Annotated in this window: 18 protein-coding genes, 2 tRNA genes and 1 other RNA gene; 12 read left to right on the top strand and 9 right to left on the bottom strand. The window is 54.3% G+C overall.

The features are described 5' to 3' along the window. Positions 1-70: 70 nt before the first annotated feature. The 5 genes from ffs to IPM28_01640 form a co-directional block, all read right to left on the bottom strand. Positions 71-169: signal recognition particle sRNA small type (gene ffs / locus IPM28_01660), an RNA gene on the bottom strand. Positions 170-347: 178 nt separating this feature from the next. Further along, positions 348-438, bottom strand: a tRNA-Ser gene (locus IPM28_01655). 32 nt (positions 439-470) lie between these two features. Further along, positions 471-1,229, bottom strand: a complete 759-nt coding sequence (gene aqpZ / locus IPM28_01650; protein MBK9171703.1) for an aquaporin Z — start codon at positions 1,227-1,229, stop codon at positions 471-473. A gap of 156 nt (positions 1,230-1,385) precedes the next feature. Further along, positions 1,386-1,475, bottom strand: a tRNA-Ser gene (locus IPM28_01645). A gap of 37 nt (positions 1,476-1,512) precedes the next feature. Further along, a complete protein-coding gene (locus IPM28_01640; GenBank protein ID MBK9171702.1) occupies positions 1,513-1,974 on the bottom strand; it encodes a nucleoside deaminase in 462 nt (153 codons plus the stop codon). Positions 1,975-2,119: 145 nt separating this feature from the next. Between IPM28_01640 and IPM28_01635 the strand changes: the two genes are divergently transcribed. From IPM28_01635 to IPM28_01605, 7 genes are all read left to right on the top strand, one after another. Beyond that, positions 2,120-3,055: a DUF2270 domain-containing protein gene (locus tag IPM28_01635; GenBank protein ID MBK9171701.1), complete on the top strand. Its 936-nt coding sequence runs from the start codon at positions 2,120-2,122 to the stop codon at positions 3,053-3,055. 56 nt (positions 3,056-3,111) lie between these two features. After that, complete coding sequence (locus IPM28_01630) at positions 3,112-3,990, top strand: esterase family protein (protein ID MBK9171700.1); 879 nt, start codon at positions 3,112-3,114, stop codon at positions 3,988-3,990. A gap of 11 nt (positions 3,991-4,001) precedes the next feature. Beyond that, positions 4,002-4,448: a hypothetical protein gene (locus IPM28_01625; protein MBK9171699.1), complete on the top strand. Its 447-nt coding sequence runs from the start codon at positions 4,002-4,004 to the stop codon at positions 4,446-4,448. 123 nt (positions 4,449-4,571) lie between these two features. Further along, on the top strand, positions 4,572-5,819 hold the full coding sequence (locus tag IPM28_01620) for an aminopeptidase P family protein (protein MBK9171698.1): 1,248 nt from the start codon (positions 4,572-4,574) through the stop codon (positions 5,817-5,819). Positions 5,820-5,898: 79 nt separating this feature from the next. Beyond that, positions 5,899-6,663, top strand: a complete 765-nt coding sequence (locus IPM28_01615) for an inositol monophosphatase (GenBank protein ID MBK9171697.1) — start codon at positions 5,899-5,901, stop codon at positions 6,661-6,663. A gap of 114 nt (positions 6,664-6,777) precedes the next feature. Continuing rightward, positions 6,778-7,650, top strand: a complete 873-nt coding sequence (locus tag IPM28_01610) for an acetyl-CoA carboxylase carboxyltransferase subunit beta (GenBank protein ID MBK9171696.1) — start codon at positions 6,778-6,780, stop codon at positions 7,648-7,650. Positions 7,651-7,656: 6 nt separating this feature from the next. After that, the gene (locus IPM28_01605; protein MBK9171695.1) at positions 7,657-8,103 is read left to right on the top strand and encodes a DUF1572 family protein; all 447 of its coding nucleotides are present in this window, start codon (positions 7,657-7,659) and stop codon (positions 8,101-8,103) included. Here the strand turns inward: IPM28_01605 and IPM28_01600 are convergent. Beyond that, on the bottom strand, positions 8,100-9,260 hold the full coding sequence (locus IPM28_01600) for a Gfo/Idh/MocA family oxidoreductase (GenBank protein MBK9171694.1): 1,161 nt from the start codon (positions 9,258-9,260) through the stop codon (positions 8,100-8,102). The genes IPM28_01605 and IPM28_01600 overlap by 4 nt on opposite strands. Before the next feature lie 66 nt (positions 9,261-9,326). Here IPM28_01600 and IPM28_01595 point away from each other — a divergent pair, with 66 nt between their 5' ends. From IPM28_01595 to IPM28_01575, 5 genes are all read left to right on the top strand, one after another. Beyond that, on the top strand, positions 9,327-10,595 hold the full coding sequence (locus IPM28_01595; GenBank protein ID MBK9171693.1) for a bifunctional folylpolyglutamate synthase/dihydrofolate synthase: 1,269 nt from the start codon (positions 9,327-9,329) through the stop codon (positions 10,593-10,595). Between the two features lie 31 nt (positions 10,596-10,626). Continuing rightward, positions 10,627-11,367, top strand: coding sequence for a 2,3-diphosphoglycerate-dependent phosphoglycerate mutase (gene gpmA / locus IPM28_01590; GenBank protein MBK9171692.1), 741 nt, complete (start codon positions 10,627-10,629; stop codon positions 11,365-11,367). Between the two features lie 85 nt (positions 11,368-11,452). Then, entirely contained in the window at positions 11,453-12,385 is a 933-nt protein-coding gene (locus IPM28_01585; protein ID MBK9171691.1) for a putative sulfate exporter family transporter, read from the top strand. A gap of 50 nt (positions 12,386-12,435) precedes the next feature. Next, on the top strand, positions 12,436-15,339 hold the full coding sequence (gene uvrA / locus IPM28_01580; protein ID MBK9171690.1) for an excinuclease ABC subunit UvrA: 2,904 nt from the start codon (positions 12,436-12,438) through the stop codon (positions 15,337-15,339). Between the two features lie 136 nt (positions 15,340-15,475). Further along, positions 15,476-16,282 carry a hypothetical protein gene (locus IPM28_01575; GenBank protein MBK9171689.1) on the top strand — a complete coding sequence of 269 codons (807 nt, stop codon included), beginning with the start codon at positions 15,476-15,478 and terminating at the stop codon, positions 16,280-16,282. Positions 16,283-16,288: 6 nt separating this feature from the next. On the opposite strand, the gene IPM28_01570 is transcribed toward IPM28_01575, so the two are convergent. Genes IPM28_01570 through IPM28_01560 form a run of 3 tightly spaced genes read right to left on the bottom strand, consistent with a single transcriptional unit; the run spans position 16,289 to position 18,701 of the window. Continuing rightward, the gene (locus tag IPM28_01570) at positions 16,289-17,218 is read right to left on the bottom strand and encodes a tetratricopeptide repeat protein (GenBank protein MBK9171688.1); all 930 of its coding nucleotides are present in this window, start codon (positions 17,216-17,218) and stop codon (positions 16,289-16,291) included. A gap of 6 nt (positions 17,219-17,224) precedes the next feature. Beyond that, positions 17,225-17,968, bottom strand: a complete 744-nt coding sequence (locus IPM28_01565; protein ID MBK9171687.1) for a pyridoxine 5'-phosphate synthase — start codon at positions 17,966-17,968, stop codon at positions 17,225-17,227. Continuing rightward, positions 17,952-18,701, bottom strand: coding sequence for a glycosyltransferase family 2 protein (locus IPM28_01560; GenBank protein MBK9171686.1), 750 nt, complete (start codon positions 18,699-18,701; stop codon positions 17,952-17,954). The genes IPM28_01565 and IPM28_01560 overlap by 17 nt, the downstream gene beginning before the upstream one ends. Positions 18,702-18,730: the final 29 nt, after the last annotated feature.

Below are 18,730 nucleotides of genomic sequence, written 5' to 3'. Positions count from 1 at the left end.
CCGAATGGTATCGCAGTTTCCGGAAGGACACAAGAGAAAAGCCCGCGCTCGGCGGGCCGAAATAAGAAGATGGCCCCAGACTTAACCGCAACACAGGGTGAAAATGCTACCGTTGCTCGATTCCTCGCCTAGCGGAGTTCACACCACAGCCCTTGTGCGGAGCCTGGAGCCAAGCTAAAGAATAGCAGACCAAAAGCCAAAAAGAGAAAAACGGAAAAGTGGAAATCTCGAACCGGAGGCGTGCGCGGCACGGTTATTGGAAGATAATAGGGTCAAAAAAAGCAAAGGGAAAGATCGCAGGAGAAAAACAAACTCTCCGGCAACCTCTCTCCCTTCGCTGTCAATTCTGGCGGAAAGGGTGGGATTCGAACCCACGGAACCCTTTTGAGGCTCACAGCATTTCCAATGCTGCCAATTCAACCACTCTTGCACCTTTCCGAATTGAATTTTTAAAGATCAAAAAGTCCGGATCAAGCCTCTTCGGTCTCGATCACCACTATCTCTTCGACGGTCTCGACCACCGCCGCTCCGCCGTCATCTTCGTCGCCGAGCCAACTGTAAAAGAAGCCGGCAAGGGCGGCACCGAGGATCGGGGCGACCCAAAACATCCAAAGCTGCGAGATCGCCCACCCGCCTACAAAGAGCGCCGGTCCGGTCGAGCGTGCCGGGTTAACCGATGTGTTGGTCACCGGGATGGTTACCAAATGGATCAGCGTCAAACAGAGGCCGATGGCGATAGGGGCGAACCCTGCCGGGGCACGCCGGCTGGTCGCTCCGAGAATGACGATCAAAAAGAAGAACGTCATCACGACCTCGGCAACGAACGCCGAAAGCGCCGAATAGCTGCCCGGTGAATTGGCTTCAAAACCATTTGCCGCAAATCCGCCCGCGACAGAGAATCCGGCCTTGCCGCTTGCGATCAGGTAAATTATCCCCGCGGCAGCGATCGCCCCGAGTACCTGAGCGATGATATACGGAAGCAGATCTTTTGCGTCAAAGCGCTTTCCGGCCCACAGCCCGATCGAGACCGCCGGGTTGAAATGCCCGCCCGAAATGTGGCCGAGAGCGAACGCGCCCGTGAGGACGGTCAAGCCGAATGCCAGCGAAACGCCTGCGAAACCGATGCCAAGGCTCGGATATGCCGTTGCCAGCACGGCGCTTCCGCATCCGCCCAAAACGAGCCAAAGTGTACCGATAAACTCTGCCGTCAACCTCTTACTTAAAGGCATAGATCAATTGTCCTCCCTTTTATAACGATGAAGCAGTGTAGACGGGCCTTGTCTGTAAATGCATTGCGAACTGCCGAGTCCTGAACAAGCGATGCGGCATCGACGAACCCGCGTTTATGTCAAAACGTAGCTTAGATCCTCAAAACAAAATCGACATGGCGGAGAGGGTGGGATTCGAACCCACGGTACCCGTTAGGGTACAACGATTTTCGAGACCGTCCGATTCAACCACTCTCGCACCTCTCCGCGAATCCCCAATTCTACGTTCTTGAAGCGTGAAATTTCAAGTGCGCCCACGCCTTTCGCGGAAAAATGCCTGCATCAGCTCACGGCATTCGTCGGCACGTATGCCGGCGGTTATCTCAAGCCTGTGGTTGAGCCTCGGGCTGTCGCAAAGCTGAAATTGCGTCACAACGGCTCCGAAACGCTCGTCGGCGGTGCCGAATACGAGCCGACGAATACGCGCGTTGACAAGGGCACCGGCACACATTGCACACGGTTCGACGGTCGAGTAGGCGGTCGCCCCGATGAGGCGGTAATTCCCGATCTTGGCAGCTGCCTTGCGGATGGCAAGTATCTCGGCATGGGCGGTCGGGTCACGATCGGAGATCGTGCGGTTCGAGGCCGCAGCCAGAAGATCGCCGCCGCTGTCGACAATGACTGCGCCGACCGGCACCTCGTCAAGCGATCCGGCCCGGCGGGCCTCGCCAAGGGCGATATCCATCCAATGAACGTCATCGTGCATCAGAAGGATTCTAAACAACGCGGCCCGGATAGCGAAACCAGGCTGGGCGGCGGCCGAATTTCTTGCATCGGCAACGCGAAAGGAATATTCTGTGATTTGGGCTTTATGAAGCCACCTCGATGTTTACCCGGTCAGCCTACGCTATATGAAAGACGATGTTCGGCTTGGTTCCCAAACAGCCGACGAAGACATCCATATAACCTCAGTCCCCGACTCCTTCAAGGCCTTTGCCGAAGAGGTTCGCAAGCGCAACCAAAAACCCAGGACGACGCCGCTGACGATACCGCAGAAATTGGCTCCGGCCGAGTTCAACACGGCGATGGTGCACTTTTACCGGGGCGAGATACAGCGTTCGAATATTTGGCGCAATCGGCTCGACGCGACCACGAACTGGGCAGTTATCACGGCCGGCGCAACGCTCTCGTTCGTATTCAGTTCGCCGGATAACCCGCATTTCGCGATACCGATCAATACTATTCTTGTTTCCATATTTCTGTTCATGGAAGCAAGGCGTTACCGGTATTACGAGGTCTGGGCAAATCGAGTAAGGATACTCGAGACCGGTTATTTTGCACCGATGCTCTCGCATCGGACGATCCCGCCGGATAAGGAATGGGCAGATCACATTTCCGCCGATCTTATCTCGCCGCATTTCACGATCAGCGAGTGGGAGGCCATCGGCCGGCGGCTGCGTGCAAACTATCTTTGGATCTTTATCCTACTCGCTCTTTCATGGTCGCTGAAGATATATATTCACCCGTCGCCGATCCCGACCACCTCGCCGGTTGATCGCGAGCGATTCTGGGAATTGCTGTTCGACCGGGCTCAGGTCGGCCTGGCTCCGGGATGGCTGGTGGTAACTGTCGGCGCAGTATTCAATTTTCTGATCTTTTTCGTCGCATTCAGTACGCTCAAGCTCCGCGATGCTTCGAGCGAGGTGCTGCCGCTCGAGAGCTTTGAATGGCATCCCTTCAAGCAGGTATCTGATTGGGCCGGTTCGAGCCTTACGAGAAAAGGAACCATTCGACGCTCGAAAAAAGCTCGTCAGCGAATGCGATCGGTGCACAAGACCGAGAGTTGATATGGCGCGGAAAACGGCCGATAAGAATTTTGTTACTCTAACTTAAACTAACCTATATGAAACGGACGAGTTTCCTCTTTCTGTTGCTGTTCCTGCTCGCGCTCGGCGGATATTCGCAGCAAAACGCGACCGTGCAGACCATCGATCCCCGCGTGGCCGGAACGCCGCTCGAGCTCGACAGCCGCCTGATGGGACGGAAGATGCCGTATCTGGTCGTCGTTCCCGAAAAATACAACCTGAAGGAAGAAAGCGGACGCATTTACCCGGTCATCTATCTTCTGCACGGACTGACCGGCCGGTTCGACAACTGGCTCTCGCGAACGGCGCTCGCAAAATACGCCGCCGGGCACGACGCAATAATCGTCACCCCGGAGGGCGGAAACGGTTGGTATACTGACAGCCTTTCTAAGGAAAACGACAAATACGAGAGCTATATCATCAAGGAACTGATCCCGGAGATCGACAAGAAGTTTCGCACCGATAAGCGACGCGAACATCGTGCGATAGCCGGCCTGTCCATGGGCGGTTACGGTGCGATCAAGTTCGGACTTAAATACCCAGAAATGTTCGTCCTCGTCGGCAGCTTCAGCGGAGCGCTCAGTGCAGCGGAGTTCACGGAAAGATCGCGTGCCGGAGCTATCGGCAGGTCGATCGATGAGATCATGGGCCCGATCGATGGCGAACTGCGAAAAGCAAATGACATTTTCGACATCGTCCGGCGGGCGACGCCTGAAAAGATCAAAACCCTGCCGTTCATCTATCTCGATTGCGGCACCGAGGATTTTCTGGTTCAAAATAACCGCGATTTCGTTACGTTGTTGACCGAAAAGAGGATACCGCATGAATATCGGCAGCTGCCGGGTGCTCACAACTGGCCTTACTGGGATAAACAGGTGAAGGAATTCCTCCAGGTGGCGGGCCGGATGCTCCGGTAAAGGGTGACATTATGAAGAAGATATTGCTCGTAACCATTTTGCTGATCCTCCCATTGGCTGTCTTCCCTCAGACAAGGACCGCGGTCGCCGACGCCGCTGCGGCGAAGCGTCTGCTTGGCAAGCATATGCTGTCCCTCCAATGGATCAGCTGGGACTACTTCGGAACCGCGACCGTTACGAACAAGAAAGGCGTTTATGCCTTGAAAGGCGAGCAGCGCGGCCGCGGGAATACCGACTTTGTCACGATCGACGGAACCATTTCGCGGATAGACACGAAGGAATTCACATTCAGCGGTACGATCGTCACACAGGTGAGTCACATAAACGGCGGCGAACCGTGTATGCGCGAAGGCGAATTCACGTTCAAGATAACCGGCACGCGGAAATATTGGCGGCTGATGCAAATGGGTAATCCTTGCGACCCTGTGACGGATTACGTTGACATCTATTTTCGATAACGACGTTGAGCATTCGTCAGGCATCAGAATATGAAGTACCTTTTCGTTATTTTTGCAGCATTATTCCTGTTATTCGCCACCGCCGATGGTCAGCATGTGAACAGAACGCCAGCGTCACCTTCGATGATCGAGATCGAAGGCATCGACGTGGTCCCTTTTCAGGTTCAAACCGAACAAGAAAAGCGCGTCCTCGAGATACAGGCCGCGCTGAAACAGCAAGGGTTTGACGGCTGGCTCTTTTACGATTTTCGGGGAAGCGACATTCTCATACCGCGTATCCTTAAGACCGAACGGCTTAGCGGATCGCGGCGGTGGTTCTATTTTGTTCCGGCAGATGGTGAGCCGGTGAAGGTCGTTCATACCATCGAGCCGGGCCAGCTTGACGCATTGCCGGGTAAGAAGCTGATCTATCGCGAATGGTCGCTGCTCAAGAAACAGGTCGAGGCCGCGGTCTATTCGCAAAAGCGGCCGAAAGGCAAGTTTCGTCTCGCGATGCAATATTCGCCGAACAACGACATTCCATATATCTCGCGGGTCGATGCCGGAACGATCGAGATGGTTCGATCCCTGGGTGTCTCGATCGACTCAAGCGCTGATCTGGTGCAGCAGTTCGAGGCGGTCTGGACGCCGGAACAGCTTCAGATGCATACCGAAGCGGCGACCAAGATGCAGAAGATCATCATCGAAGCGTTTGCTGAGATCAAACGCCGCATAAATGCCGGCATCCCGACGACCGAGAACGACGTGCAGCAGTTCATGATGAAACGGTACGAGGAAGAGGGAATGAACCCGTCGCCGATGATTGTGGCGGTCAACGCGAATGCGGCGTCACCGCATTATTTTCCGCGGGCGGGAAAAGGATCTCCGATAAATCGGGGAGATCTAGTTCTGATAGATACGGTGACAAAAGTGAAAAAACCGAGATCTCCGGCCGCAGATCTGACGTGGGTCGGCTATGTCGGCGAGACCGTTCCTGAGGAATATGCGAAGGTCTGGAATATCGTATTCGATGCACAGCAATCGGCGTTGAAGGCAATCCGAGAGGCGTTCAAGAACGGGCGGCAGATCACCGGGGCCGAGGCTGACGACGTAGCACGCGGTGTTATCGCGAAGGCAGGATACGCCGATCAATTCCTGCACCGAACGGGCCACTCGATCGGCGAGGAAGGGCACGGGAACGGCGCTAACATCGATAATCTCGAGACGCGCGATTCGCGTCGGCTGATCGCCGGAACGGCGTTTTCGATCGAGCCCGGAATTTACCTCAGCGGTAGGTTCGGCATACGATCGGAGATCGATGTCTACATCGACGGAAAGGACGTTCTGATCACTGCTCCGCATCAGACCGAGATCGTTGCTATTCTGAAGTGATGGTTCTTCGGCGGACCAGGGGAACAGTGGGAGAATTTCGTTTTGGCTGACTCTGCAGGTTCTGCGATCGAATAAACAAATGCTCAATTTTGCTATCGAAACCGCCCGCGATGCCGGGCGGGTTTTACTTGAGAAATTTGGCCGGATCGAAACGATCACAAAAAAAGGCGACATCAATCTGGTCACCGAGGCCGATCTTGCTTCGGAGGCGTTGATCATCGAGCGGATACGATCGCATTTTCCGCGTCACGCCATTCTTGCCGAAGAATCGGGCGAGGCGATCGTGATCGGAGGTAATTCGGAATTCAAATGGATCATCGACCCGCTCGACGGCACGACCAATTACGCACATGGCTACCCGTGCTTTTGCGTGACGATCGCGCTGGAACACAATGGCGAGATCGTTTCGGGTGTTACATATGACCCGACGCGAGACGAGCTTTTTGCGGCCGAAAAAGGCCGCGGTGCAACGCTCAATGGCAAGCCGATACGCGTTTCGGCCACGGCGGAACTTGGCAACGCGCTTCTCGTCACAGGTTTTCCATACGACTTCAAGGTCCGTGAGAAATTTGCCCGGCATTTGACGGAATTCCTGCTTGCGTCGCGGGGCGTTCGGCGCGACGGTTCGGCGGCGATCGACATGGCATATGTCGCATGCGGCCGTTTCGACGGCTTCTGGGAAGAAGGGCTCAATCCTTGGGACGTAGCGGCGGGTAAGCTCCTTATCGAAGAAGCCGGCGGAGTGGTCAGCTATTATGACGGTGCGAAATTCAGTATCTACACGCCGCCGATCGTCGCGAGCAACGGCCTTATTCACGAACAAATGACCGGGATTCTCAAATAGCCGCCTGCGACAAGCCGCCGCCGCTTATGCTAGTCTAGGTTAACCGTAACAGCTGACTTGCCGCGCGATCGATCGATCTTTTTTCTTGTGCTGCCAGCGTTCGGCCACCGAATTATGTCATGGCTTCGAAGAGACAAACCCAAGATAGACAATCAGCCCGATGGCGGAGAGCGCAACGTCAGGACCGAAGGGATCTTCGTGAAGTGCCCGGAATGCGAAAATCCGCTCTATAAGCGCGAGCTGATCGAATCTCATCAGGTTTGCACACATTGCGATTATCACTTCAGGTACCCGGCGATGAACCGTCTCGCCGCGCTGTTTGACGACGGAAAATTCGAACTCCTCGACCAGGAGGTCACCTCAGGCGATCCGCTCGGGTTTGTCGATACAAAACCTTACATTCAACGTATCGAGGCAGCAAAGGAGAGCTCCGGGCTGCCGGAAGCGATAGTCTCGGGTGCCGGTAAGGTCGGCGGACATCTTGTTTACGCAGGTGCGATGGATATGTCGTTCATCGGCGGATCGATGGGCTCGGCTGTCGGCGAAAAGATCACCCGTCAGATCGAACGTGCATTGGAGAATCGCGGGGCAGTGGTTATCTTTGCAGCGTCGGGCGGCGCCCGGATGCAGGAAGGAACGCTTTCGTTGATGCAGATGGGCAAGATCTCGGCCGCCCTTTCGTTGCTCCACGAAGCGAGGTTACCTTTCATTTCGGTTCTCACCGACCCGACCACGGGCGGCGTCACCGCGAGCTTTGCGATGCTTGGCGATGTGATAATCGCGGAGCCAAAGGCCCTGATCGGCTTCGCCGGCCCACGCGTGATCGAACAGACCATCCGCCAGAAACTGCCCAAAGGATTTCAACGCAGCGAATTCCTGCTCGAACACGGGATGGTGGACATCGTCGTCGACCGACGCGAGATGAAAGACACCATTGTCAGGGTGCTTGAGTTCATGATGAACCCCGCAGCTGCTGCCAAAGCTTGAGCGCATATGCTGAATCAGATACTTATCGACATATACAGGCGCGACCTTGCGAAGCTCAAGGCCGAGATCGAGTTGTATTTGAACGAGGCCGATCTCTGGCGGGTAGACGGCAAGATAGCAAATTCGGCGGGAAATCTGACTCTGCATCTTGTTGGCAATCTCCGGCATTTCTTTGGTGCAGTGCTCGGCGATACCGGATACGTTCGTGACCGCGATAGAGAATTCTCAGATGTAAGAGTTTCGCGGGCCGATCTACTTGCCGGCGTCGATCAAGCGGTAGCCGATGTGCTCGCTACGCTGGAGAAACTTACGGCTGACGATCTTACAAGAACTTATCCGATCGAGGTCTTCGGCCATCCAATGACGACGGAATTCTTCCTCGTCCATCTCGCCACACACCTCAACTACCACCTTGGCCAGATCAACTATCATCGACGGCTGCTCGGCAGCTAGATCGCGGCATATTTCGGCGTAACGGCTTTGCCCGTCCGGGCGCTCTCGTAGATCGCCTCGATGACCTCGAGGTCACGGAGGCCTTCTTCCATCGCCAGCATCGGCTGTTTATCGTTAAGGACGCAATCGGAGAAGTGATCGAACATCACGGGCAATTGATCGACGCTCGGGAAAAAACGTTCTTCGACGACGCGGCTCGGCTGTGGCGCCGGACCCGATCGAACGACATCTTTCGAGGCGAACATCCGCAGATTTGCATTGCTCGTCGCCGGATCAAGTTCCACCCATCCCTTTGTGCCGACGGCACGGAAATAATTCTGCAGTGAATAATTCCAACTTGCGGATCCGGTCGCAAGACATCCGTTCGGAAACTTCAGCGTGAATGCAATGCTTTCTTCCACGTCCTTAAATCGCGGATCGCCGGATGTATTACTGATGCTGGCCGTCACTTCGACCGGTTCCGCACCGGCGATATAACGGCACGCCTGAACGCTGTAAACACCGATGTCAACTAGCGATCCGCCGCCGATCAGCTTTCGGTCGAGGCGCCAGTTGTTCTTGCCGAGAGCATTGCCGATCGCAAAGCCTTTGTGTGCGACGATCGAAGTGATCTTTCCGAATTCCTCTTCACGGGCCATGCGGATCACGTTCTGATTGAACGGTTCGAACCTCGCCCTGTAGGCGACCATCAGCTTTTTGTTCAGCCGCTTTGCCGCATTGATCATTCTGATAGCGTCGACAGTTGTCGCGGCCATCGTCTTCTCGACGATCACGTGTTTGCCCGCTTCCATCGCCCGAATAGCTAAGTCGGCATGAGTGCCGTTTGGGGTTATGATGTAAACGACCGAAACATCTTTGTTATCTTTGATGGAGTCGAAATTCTCGTAATTGTAAATGCTGTCGGACCTTACGCTGTACCGGATAGCGAATTGTTCGGCCTTGGCCCGGTCGCTGCTAACAAGAGCCGCGATCCGGGACGTGTTTGACGGAGCGAAACGCTGCATCGCATACTGCGCATAGTTGCCAAGGCCGACGATCGCCCAACCTGCCTTCGGGCCGTTTTGGGCCTTCGCGTTCGGGGCAGACAGCAACGCGGGTACGGCCGCTAATCCGGCCGTTGTCACTAGAAATTCTCTGCGATCTGTTTTGGTCGTCATATTTCGATTTTTCGGTCTATTTTATAGGAAAGTGTTTTGAACCCTAAGTGAAACCTGCGGATCCCGATGAATTTTGACGAAGCAAACGGTTATCTTTTATCGCTCGGCAACGAGGTCGAGGCGATGAAGCTCGGGTTGGAGAATATACGGACGCTTCTAACTGCTCTTGGGGAACCGCATGAGAATTATCTCAAGGTTCAAGTTGCGGGGACCAACGGAAAAGGCTCGGTGTGCGCGTTTCTGGATTCGATCTGCGGCGAGGCTGGCATTCGGCGTGGGCTCTATACTTCGCCGCACCTTGTTTCGATCACCGAACGCATAAAGATAGACGGTGACGATATCAGCGAGAGCGATTTTGCCAGGCTTGCTGCGTTGGTCCGCGAGACCTCCGAAAGGCTTCTTGCCGAGGGCAAGCTGACCTACACGCCCACTTTCTTTGAACAGGTAACGGCGATCGCTCTGACGGCTTTTGCCGAAGCGAAGGTCGAACTCGCAATTCTCGAAACCGGCCTCGGAGGTCGGCTAGACGCAACGACTGCCGCCAACGCAGAGATAGCCGCGATAACTCGGATCGGCCTGGACCATCAGGAATACCTCGGCGACACGATCGAAGAGATCGCAGCGGAAAAGGCGGCAATAATCCGTGAACAGACGGAAGCCGTATTGATCGGCCGGCAATCTCCGCCAGTAATGAATGTCCTCCGTGACGTGATCGGAGAGGCTCACCGTAGAGGCGTTTTTGTTCGTGAGACAGCCGTGGTTTTCGACGAAAGCGCACTCGGGATGCCGCTGCGATCTCTTGTCGGGAGCCTGAGCCTTCGCGGTGCTCACCAGGTCGAGAATGCCGAAGTTGCGATACTTGTGGCAGATGCGTTGCGAACGCATTTTTCGATAAGAGACCAGGATATTAGCGCGGGCCTGAGATCTGCGATCCATCCCGGACGGCTTGAATACCAGGACAATTTCTTGCTCGACGGTGCGCACAACGTTGCCGGAGCCGAGGCCCTTGCTGCTTACCTCGATGAGTTTGTAGACAAGCCGATCACAATGATCTTTGGCGCGATGAAAGAGAAGGACATAAGCAAGATCGCCAAAATTTTATGGCCGCGGGCCGAGCGAGTGATATTGACGCGGCCGGCAAATATAAGAGCCTTGTCACCTGATGGACTTTTGGCTCAGGCGCCGGCGAGTATTGATAGATCCAAAGTAGTTAAAACCGAAAACGTGGCCGATGCTCTCGAAAAAGCTCGAGAAGTTACACCTCCGGGAGGCATGATTTTAGTCACCGGATCTCTTTACCTGGTTGGTGAAGTTAAGAAGTTGTTCAATAATTGAACATCGCCTGCAAAACGCCGGCGTTCCAGTTATGCACAAAATAGTACTGATACGCCACGGCGAGAGCCAGTGGAACAAAGAGAACAGGTTCACGGGTTGGAAGGATGTCGATCTTTCCGAAAAGGGAATTGCGGAGGCAAAGGCTGCGGGCGAATTGCTGAAGGCCGAAGGTTTTGCGTTTGACGAGGCGTACACTTCGGTGCTGAAACGGGCGATCCGGACGCTTTGGCTTGTGCTGAGCGAAATGGACCAGATGTGGATCCCGGAGACCAAATCGTGGCTGCTCAACGAACGGCATTACGGCGGTCTGCAGGGGCTCGACAAGGCCGAAACGGCCGCGAAATACGGTGACGAGCAGGTGTTGGTCTGGCGTCGGAGTTATGACATTCCGCCGCCGGAATTGGACGAATCGGACGAACGGTATCTTGGCAACGATCCGCGCTATGCCGATATCGTGAATTTTCCAAAGACCGAGTGCCTCAAGGACACAGTCGCCCGCGTCGTACCTTACTGGGAAAGCGAGATCGGGCCTAAAGTCAAAGCGGGTAAACGCCTGATCGTCGCGGCGCACGGCAACAGCCTGCGTGCCCTGGTCAAGCACCTCGATGGAATTTCGGATGACGAGATCGTCAAGCTGAATATCCCGACCGGTGTGCCGCTCGTCTATGAACTCGACGATGATCTAAAGCGGCTCAACAGCTATTACCTGGGCGACGCTGAGGCCATCAAAGCTGCACAGGAGGCCGTGGCAAACCAGGGGAAGGCAAAGTAGGGCAATCGACACATAAGAGAAAGGGCGAAAAGGAGATGTTCGATTTCCATTTTCGCCCTTTCACTTTTATACTTTGTCACTTCGTATGTCCTGGCAAAAAGCTCTCTTTTTCGTTCTGATCGTGTTCATTTTATCCCCGTGGGGCTCGCCCGCAGCGGCACTCGCACTTGGGCTGTTCGTTGCCCTGACGATCGGAAATCCTTTCCCCGAGCTGTCAGGCAAACCGGCAAAATACCTGCTCCAGGCATCGGTCGCCATGCTCGGCTTTGGGATGAATCTCGGAGCTGTCTATCAAGCCGGCAAAAGCGGAATTTTCTTTATTCTTGGCGTCGTTTTTGGAGCCCTGTTCCTTGGCTACGCGATAGGGAAACTTCTCAAGATCCCGGCGAGGGTCTCGACGCTTATCTCTTCAGGAACTGCGATCTGCGGCGGAAGTGCGATCGCGGCGATCGGGCCGGCGATCAAGGCCGAGAACGACGAGATGTCGGTCTCGCTCGGGACGATCTTTGTCCTGAACTCGATCGCGTTGGTCGCTTTTCCGATGATCGGGCATTTCCTGGGGCTTACTCAGAATCAGTTCGGTCTTTGGGCGGCGGTGGCCATACAGGATACAAGCTCGGTCGTCGGAGCCTCGACGGTATATGGCCCCGAAGCGCTTGCAGTTGCCGCCACGGTAAAGCTTGCCCGGGCGCTGTGGATCGCCCCGCTTGCTATCGTTCTTGCATTCGTTTACCACGAGGGTGGTTCGAAAACGAAGATCGCGATCCCGTGGTTCATTTTTCTATTCGTGGCTGCGGCTGCAATTCGAACTTACGCCCCGCTATTCGTTTTCCCGAGCGTCTTTGATTCGTTGGTGAACCTCGCAAAGGCCGGTTTTACGGTCACGCTTTTCCTGATCGGCCTTAGCCTTTCAAGAAAGATGCTGAAGCGGGTCGGGTGGCGTCCTTTCCTGCAGGGTACGCTGCTCTGGGTCATCATCGCATCCGTTTCGCTATGGGCGGTGCTTACGTTTAGCTGACCGGATTGATATAATGCTCGTTTCGGTACTAGACAGAGTTTTACACCGTAATGAGCATCAAGCAGATCACTGTCCGCGGGGCACGCCAACATAACCTCAAAAACATCGACGTCGAGATCCCTCGCGATAAGTTCACCGTGATCACCGGCCTTTCAGGCTCGGGTAAATCGTCGCTTGCATTCGATACGATCTACGCCGAGGGCCAGAGGCGTTATGTCGAATCGTTGTCGGCTTACGCCCGTCAATTCCTTGATCAGCTCGAAAAGCCGGATGTCGATTCGATCGAAGGTTTAAGCCCTGCGATCTCGATCGAACAAAAGACCGTTTCTCGAAGCCCTCGTTCAACTGTTGGTACCGTTACCGAAATATACGATTACCTGAGACTTCTGTTCTCGTCGATCGGTCAGCCTCATTGCCACCAATGCGGTGCGCCGATCACAAGGCAAACAGTAGAACAGATCGTCGGCGGGATCCTTGAACTCCCGAACGGTGAACGGGTAATGATCCTTGCCCCGGTCGTTCGCGGCCGAAAGGGTGAATTCAAAAAGGAGCTGGAAAAGTTTCACAAAGACGGCTTTGTCAGAGCCCGGATCGACGGCGAGATGCGGCAGCTCGACGAGGAGATAATCCTCGATAAACGTCGAAATCACACGATCGAGATCGTCGTCGACCGGCTTTTGATAAAAGACGGCGTAAAGGACCGTCTGAATGAATCGGTCAGAACCGCGCTAAAACTGGCGAACGGAGGCGTACTTGTTTCGATCGTCGATGGCGACGAAAAGCTCTATTCGGAAAAGATGGCGTGCGTCGATTGCGGAATCAACATCGCCACGCTTGAGCCGCGATCGTTTTCGTTCAACTCGGCCTACGGGGCGTGTAAACATTGTCAGGGGATAGGGACGGTGATGGAGATCGATGTCAATAAGATCGTACCCGACCCTTCGATCGCTGCCGGAAAGATCGAGTTTCTCAGCGGAGCTGACCGTTCGGGAGCATCGTTTCTACGATCAGCGTTGCTGGCCATCATCGAACGATTCGTCGACGGAGACAAGCTCGAACCGCCGGTCGAGGGAGCGAGGGCACGGAAGAAAGGAAAACGAAAAAAGGCGGATGTCATTACGGAAGCAGACGGTCATAAGAGCCTGATCGAAACTCCGTTCGCCGAACTTCCTGAAGAGATCCGAAACGCCTTTCTTTTCGGAACAAAGAAACGGCTGACATTTCGCCAGGGCGAGTATAAATACGAGAGCGACTGGAAAGGTGCATTGAAGGCGATGAAGGAGCGGCTCGAGAATCCGCCGTCCGAGAAAACGCGTGAGGCCCTGATCGAATTGGTCGCTCCCGTTCCATGTCCGATCTGCAACGGTGCTCGGCTCCAGCCCGAAAGCCTTGCCGTAAGGATAAACGGACGAGGTATCGGCGAATATACCGCGTTGCCGATCACCGAGGCCGTCAAACGATTCGCCGAGATCAAGCTAACGAAGCGCGAAGAAAAGATCGCCGGACTTGTCCTCAAAGAGATAAATGGCCGGCTGCAGTTTCTTGATGCGGTCGGGCTCGGATATCTGACGCTCGATCGCGGATCCGGGACGCTATCGGGCGGCGAAGGTCAACGCATAAGGCTGGCAACGCAGATCGGATCACATCTCCGAGGTGTGTTGTACGTATTGGATGAACCGAGCATCGGGCTCCATCCGCGCGACAACAGAAAGCTGCTGGATACGCTTCAAAAGCTTCGCGACCTCGGCAATACGGTCCTGGTCGTTGAACACGACGAAGAAACGATCGAAAACGCAGATTACGTCATCGATCTTGGGCCAATGGCCGGGACGCACGGCGGCGAGGTCATCGCTGTCGGTTCACCGAGCGAGATCAAAAACACCGAAGCCTCATTGACGGGCAAATATCTCAAGGGCGAAGTGAAGATCGAGATTCCTGAGTTTCGTCGATTGCCGAACGGCAGCCGGATCAAAGTAAAAGGGGCACGCGCGCACAACCTCAAGAATATTGACGTCGAATTCCCGCTCGGGCTTTTGACGGTGGTTACGGGCGTTTCGGGCTCGGGCAAATCGACCCTGGTCGAGGATATTCTGTATCCGGCGCTCTACAAACAGGTTTATAGATCGAATTTGCAGCCGTTAGAACACGATTCGATCGAGGGCATCGATCTCGTAGACAAGATAATCGAGATCGATCAATCGCCGATCGGGCGCACGCCGCGTTCGAATCCCGCGACATATACGGGACTGTTCTCGCCGATACGTGACCTATATGCCATGCTGCCCGAATCGCGGCAGCGAGGTTATAAGGCCGGCCGTTTCTCGTTCAATGTAAAGGGCGGCCGCTGCGAAGCCTGCGAAGGCGATGGGATGAAGCGGATAGAGATGAATTTCCTGCCGGATGTTTACGTCACCTGCGACGTTTGCCGAGGCCACCGCTATAACCGCGAAACGCTCGCCGTCAAATACAAAGGGCTCTCGATCGCTGACCTGCTCGACACGACGATCGAAGACGCTTTGCCGCTGCTTGAGAACATTCCGCAGATCAGGCAAAAGCTGGAGACCCTGCTAGACGTCGGCCTTGGCTATATCAAGGTCGGGCAATCATCGACCACGCTCTCCGGCGGCGAGGCACAACGGATCAAACTCGCCAAGGAGTTATCAAAACGAGCGACCGGAAAAACTATTTACATCCTTGATGAACCGACCACAGGGCTTCATTTTGCCGATGTTCACAGGCTGCTCGATGTTCTGCAAAAGCTCGTCGATACGGGAAACACGGTGATCGTTATCGAGCATCATCTGGACGTGATAAAATCAGCCGATTATATAATCGACCTCGGTCCCGAAGGCGGCTCTGGCGGCGGTAAGGTGGTCGCAACGGGAACGCCCGAGGAGGTTGCAAAGGTCAGGAGGTCGTTCACCGGACAGGCTTTGAAGGCGATGTTGGATTAGAGTTTTCCAACGGCGTCCGGACTACAGACTCTGCCCGTGCAATAACTTTGCGCTTAACGCGTTCAAACCTATAATGCTTGGAAAACGGGTGTGACCGTTTGTTTGCCTTTCCCTCAGCTTAATGGAGTAAAGACCAATGTCGAGAGTAAATACGTTAGCGTGTGTAGGGTTTGTAGTGGTTTCGTTGATCACTGGAGGTTGTGGATCTGATCCCAGCCAAACTAATGCCAGTTCTGCATCGGCGAATTCGAACAAAGCGGCCGTACAACCAAACAAAGACGGAACCATCCCATCAGGCACTGGGGTCGAAAAGGAGAAGCCAGCTGCCGGAAAAGCAAATGTTCAAGGTAAGGCATTCTTTAACGAAAAGCCGGCGGCTGGAGTAGAGGTCAAGCTTTGTAAAACTTTCAACCAGTATATGGGCGGCTGCGGCGCAGATGCATTGACCACTAAAACAGATGATTCAGGAGAGTATTTGATAAAAGATGTTCCCCCTGGTATTTATGAAGGGCTTACGGTCAAGGTTTTTGATACACCCTATTTTGTTTTTGCTACCTCAGGCATCATTTCTGCGGCAAAATACAATATCGAGGACGGTAAGACTTTTTTTGCTCCGGATACGCACCTCTACAAGAATGACTTAAAGCTGGTGAGCCCCAAAGCTGGTTCAAAAGTCGCAGCTGCGGGTATCGAGATAAAGTGGGACGCATATCCGGACGCGGCTTATTACAAATACAGCATTCATGCTGATAGCGCCAGCGGAGCTGAGACCAATTTTGATTATATAAGCAAACGCGTGGATGGTACGTCGGTAAGTCTTGACAAGCCTTTGGTTCCAGGAAACTACACCGCCAAGGTCGAGGCGTTCAACGCAAATGATCGCAAGCTCTCGCAAACTTCGCAGGACATGAAGTTTACTGTGACCGGGGCGGCTCCGAAGTAAGCAGCTTTATCGGCGTCGGCAAAAATAATAGCCAGTTGCTAAAAGTACGACTGCCAGGACGGAAGCTCCAACGACGGTGAAACCGGAAAACCTTGCCGGAACCACAGTTGGAGCTTCCAAATCTGTTTTTACGGGAGCGGCTACGGCTGGCAGAATGGATTTATGTCCGTAATCTATCGCAAGCTTATGGACGGCTGTGGCGTGTTCGGATGATCTTGACCTTCTAAGGACATTGCTTAGATCGAACAGCAACTGAGCAACGACCTGATCCGGTGGTTTTACAAATTCCATACGCTCGTGCAACTGATATGCAAGAGCGTCTTCGATCTCTTTTGCCGACTTTACTTGTCCTCGATGGTCGGTCACCGTAAGTTCCGCTGACGGATTGCGATTTACGGACTCCCAATCAATTCCTAAAACGGTGTTCTTTTCCAACCATTTTGGGTCCCTTTCTAATGCGATCTTGGCTTCGAGGATTTTGACGTGGAGCCATTCGGTTCGATAATGGGAACCGGGATCTCGGGTGAGTCCCTCTTTTATCCAGTGCAATGCCTTATCATTCTGACCCAACAACTCGTACGTAGTCCCAATATTTGCCGCTGTGTTATAGGCCTTATAAGACCGTTCCTCCCCCTTGAATATTTTAAGTGCTTCTTGATATTGACCTAGATGAACTAAAGCAACGGCGATATTGGTTTCGACATCGATCATCGCTTCTTTCTTCTTTTGATCATATAGCTGTTTAAGAAGGTCGTCCCAGTACTCCCGGGAGTCAGTTGTAGTCAATCGCCGAATGTACTCGGTTTCGCTAACGTTTTCGAGGTCGATAGGCTTTCCTACCGTATATCGCTCGCCCACCGGCCAAAGGCAGGCAAATCCCTTTCCAGCAAATAGCATCAAGATCGTGATGATAATTATGCCTGCGGGTTTGACCATAACATGCTACGTGATCGCATCTATCATTTCTCTTACTGCCCGATTCAACCCAACAAAGACCGAGCGCGAGATGATGTTGTGGCCGATGTTGAACTCGGTTATTTCGGGAATGGCGGCGAGGGCGGCGATGTTTCGATAGGTGAGCCCATGGCCGGCAGCAACAATGAGACCGAGCGAGCGGGCGTGGACGGCGGCGGTGCGAATCCGTTCGACCTCGGCGGCGGCGCGGCGTTCGCCGTCGCCATGCATCGCCCGCGAGCCGAGTGTGAGTTCGGCATATTCGCCGGTGCAGAGCTCGACCTGCTGAGCGCCGGCGTTCTTTGCGGCCTCGATCTGATCGGTCGCGGGGTCGATGAAGATGCTGACAAAAACGCCCGCCGCTTTTAGGCGCTCGACGGCGTTCTTGATCGCCTCAAGATTGCCGATGACATCCAGCCCGCCTTCGGTGGTCACTTCATTTGGCTTTTCGGGGACAAGCGAGACAGCGTCAGGCCGTGTGCGTTCGGCGATGGTAAGCATCTCCTCGGTCGCGGCCATCTCGACGTTCAAATAGGTCGTGACGACGTCGCGGAGCAGCTCGATGTCGCGGTCCTGTATGTGACGGCGGTCGCCGCGGAGATGGACCGTGATGCCGTTGGCTCCTGCCTGTTCGCAAATGACCGCGGCGGTGATGATGCTTGGCTCGATGGTCTTGCGGGCTTCGCGAATGGTCGCGACGTGATCGATGTTGACGTTAAGGCGTGCTGACATTGCCGTAAACTCCCTTTCTGGCATTGCGCCTGATTTGACGCACCTCGTCAAACATACGGATGCTGTCGCGGAGTACATTTACTTTGCTGCGGTCGTCGTTGTTCCAACGGACCGGGATCTCTTTTAGCCTAAGGCCGTGCAGCTGGGCGACATACAGGAACTCGACGTCAAATCCGAACCGTTCGATCTGCATCATATCGAGCAACGGACGAAACTTCGCGACGTTGAAAGCTTTGAACCCACACTGCGTATCCCAAAAAGGCATTCCCGTCATCAGTCTGACGACCAGATTGAAGACCTTTCCGCCCTGCTCACGCCGCCATGGCTGATGCGTACCGATCAATGAGCGGTCGAGCGCACGCGAACCCAGAGTGACGTCCAGATCGCCGGCCTTTATCGGGTCGACGAGTTTTGGCATCTCTTCGATGGGCGTCGACAGGTCTGCATCGGAAAAAAGTGCAATCTCGCCTTCGGCCGCGAGAATCCCGGTCTTCACGGCAAAGCCTTTACCGCGATTCGGCTCGTAGCGGATAACGCGCGAAGGTATCTCTGGAAACTTGCTGCAGGCGGCCTCGGCGGTCTCAGAAGTTCTGTCACTCGATCCATCGTCGACAACGATCAGTTCTGCATTGATCCCGTTCGCATTGATATACGCGAGAATCGTCGATATCGAAGCGCCAACACGGTCTTCTTCATTAAATGCGGGTATGACAATCGAGGTCTTTTGATTCATCCAAAAATCACAATGTTAGGGCTTCGCTA

It is taken from the genome of Chloracidobacterium sp. (assembly GCA_016716305.1).
GTDB lineage: Bacteria > Acidobacteriota > Blastocatellia > Pyrinomonadales > Pyrinomonadaceae > OLB17.
The sequence above is the reverse complement of the archived record's forward strand: the minus strand, read 5'-3'. Positions and strand labels throughout refer to the sequence as shown.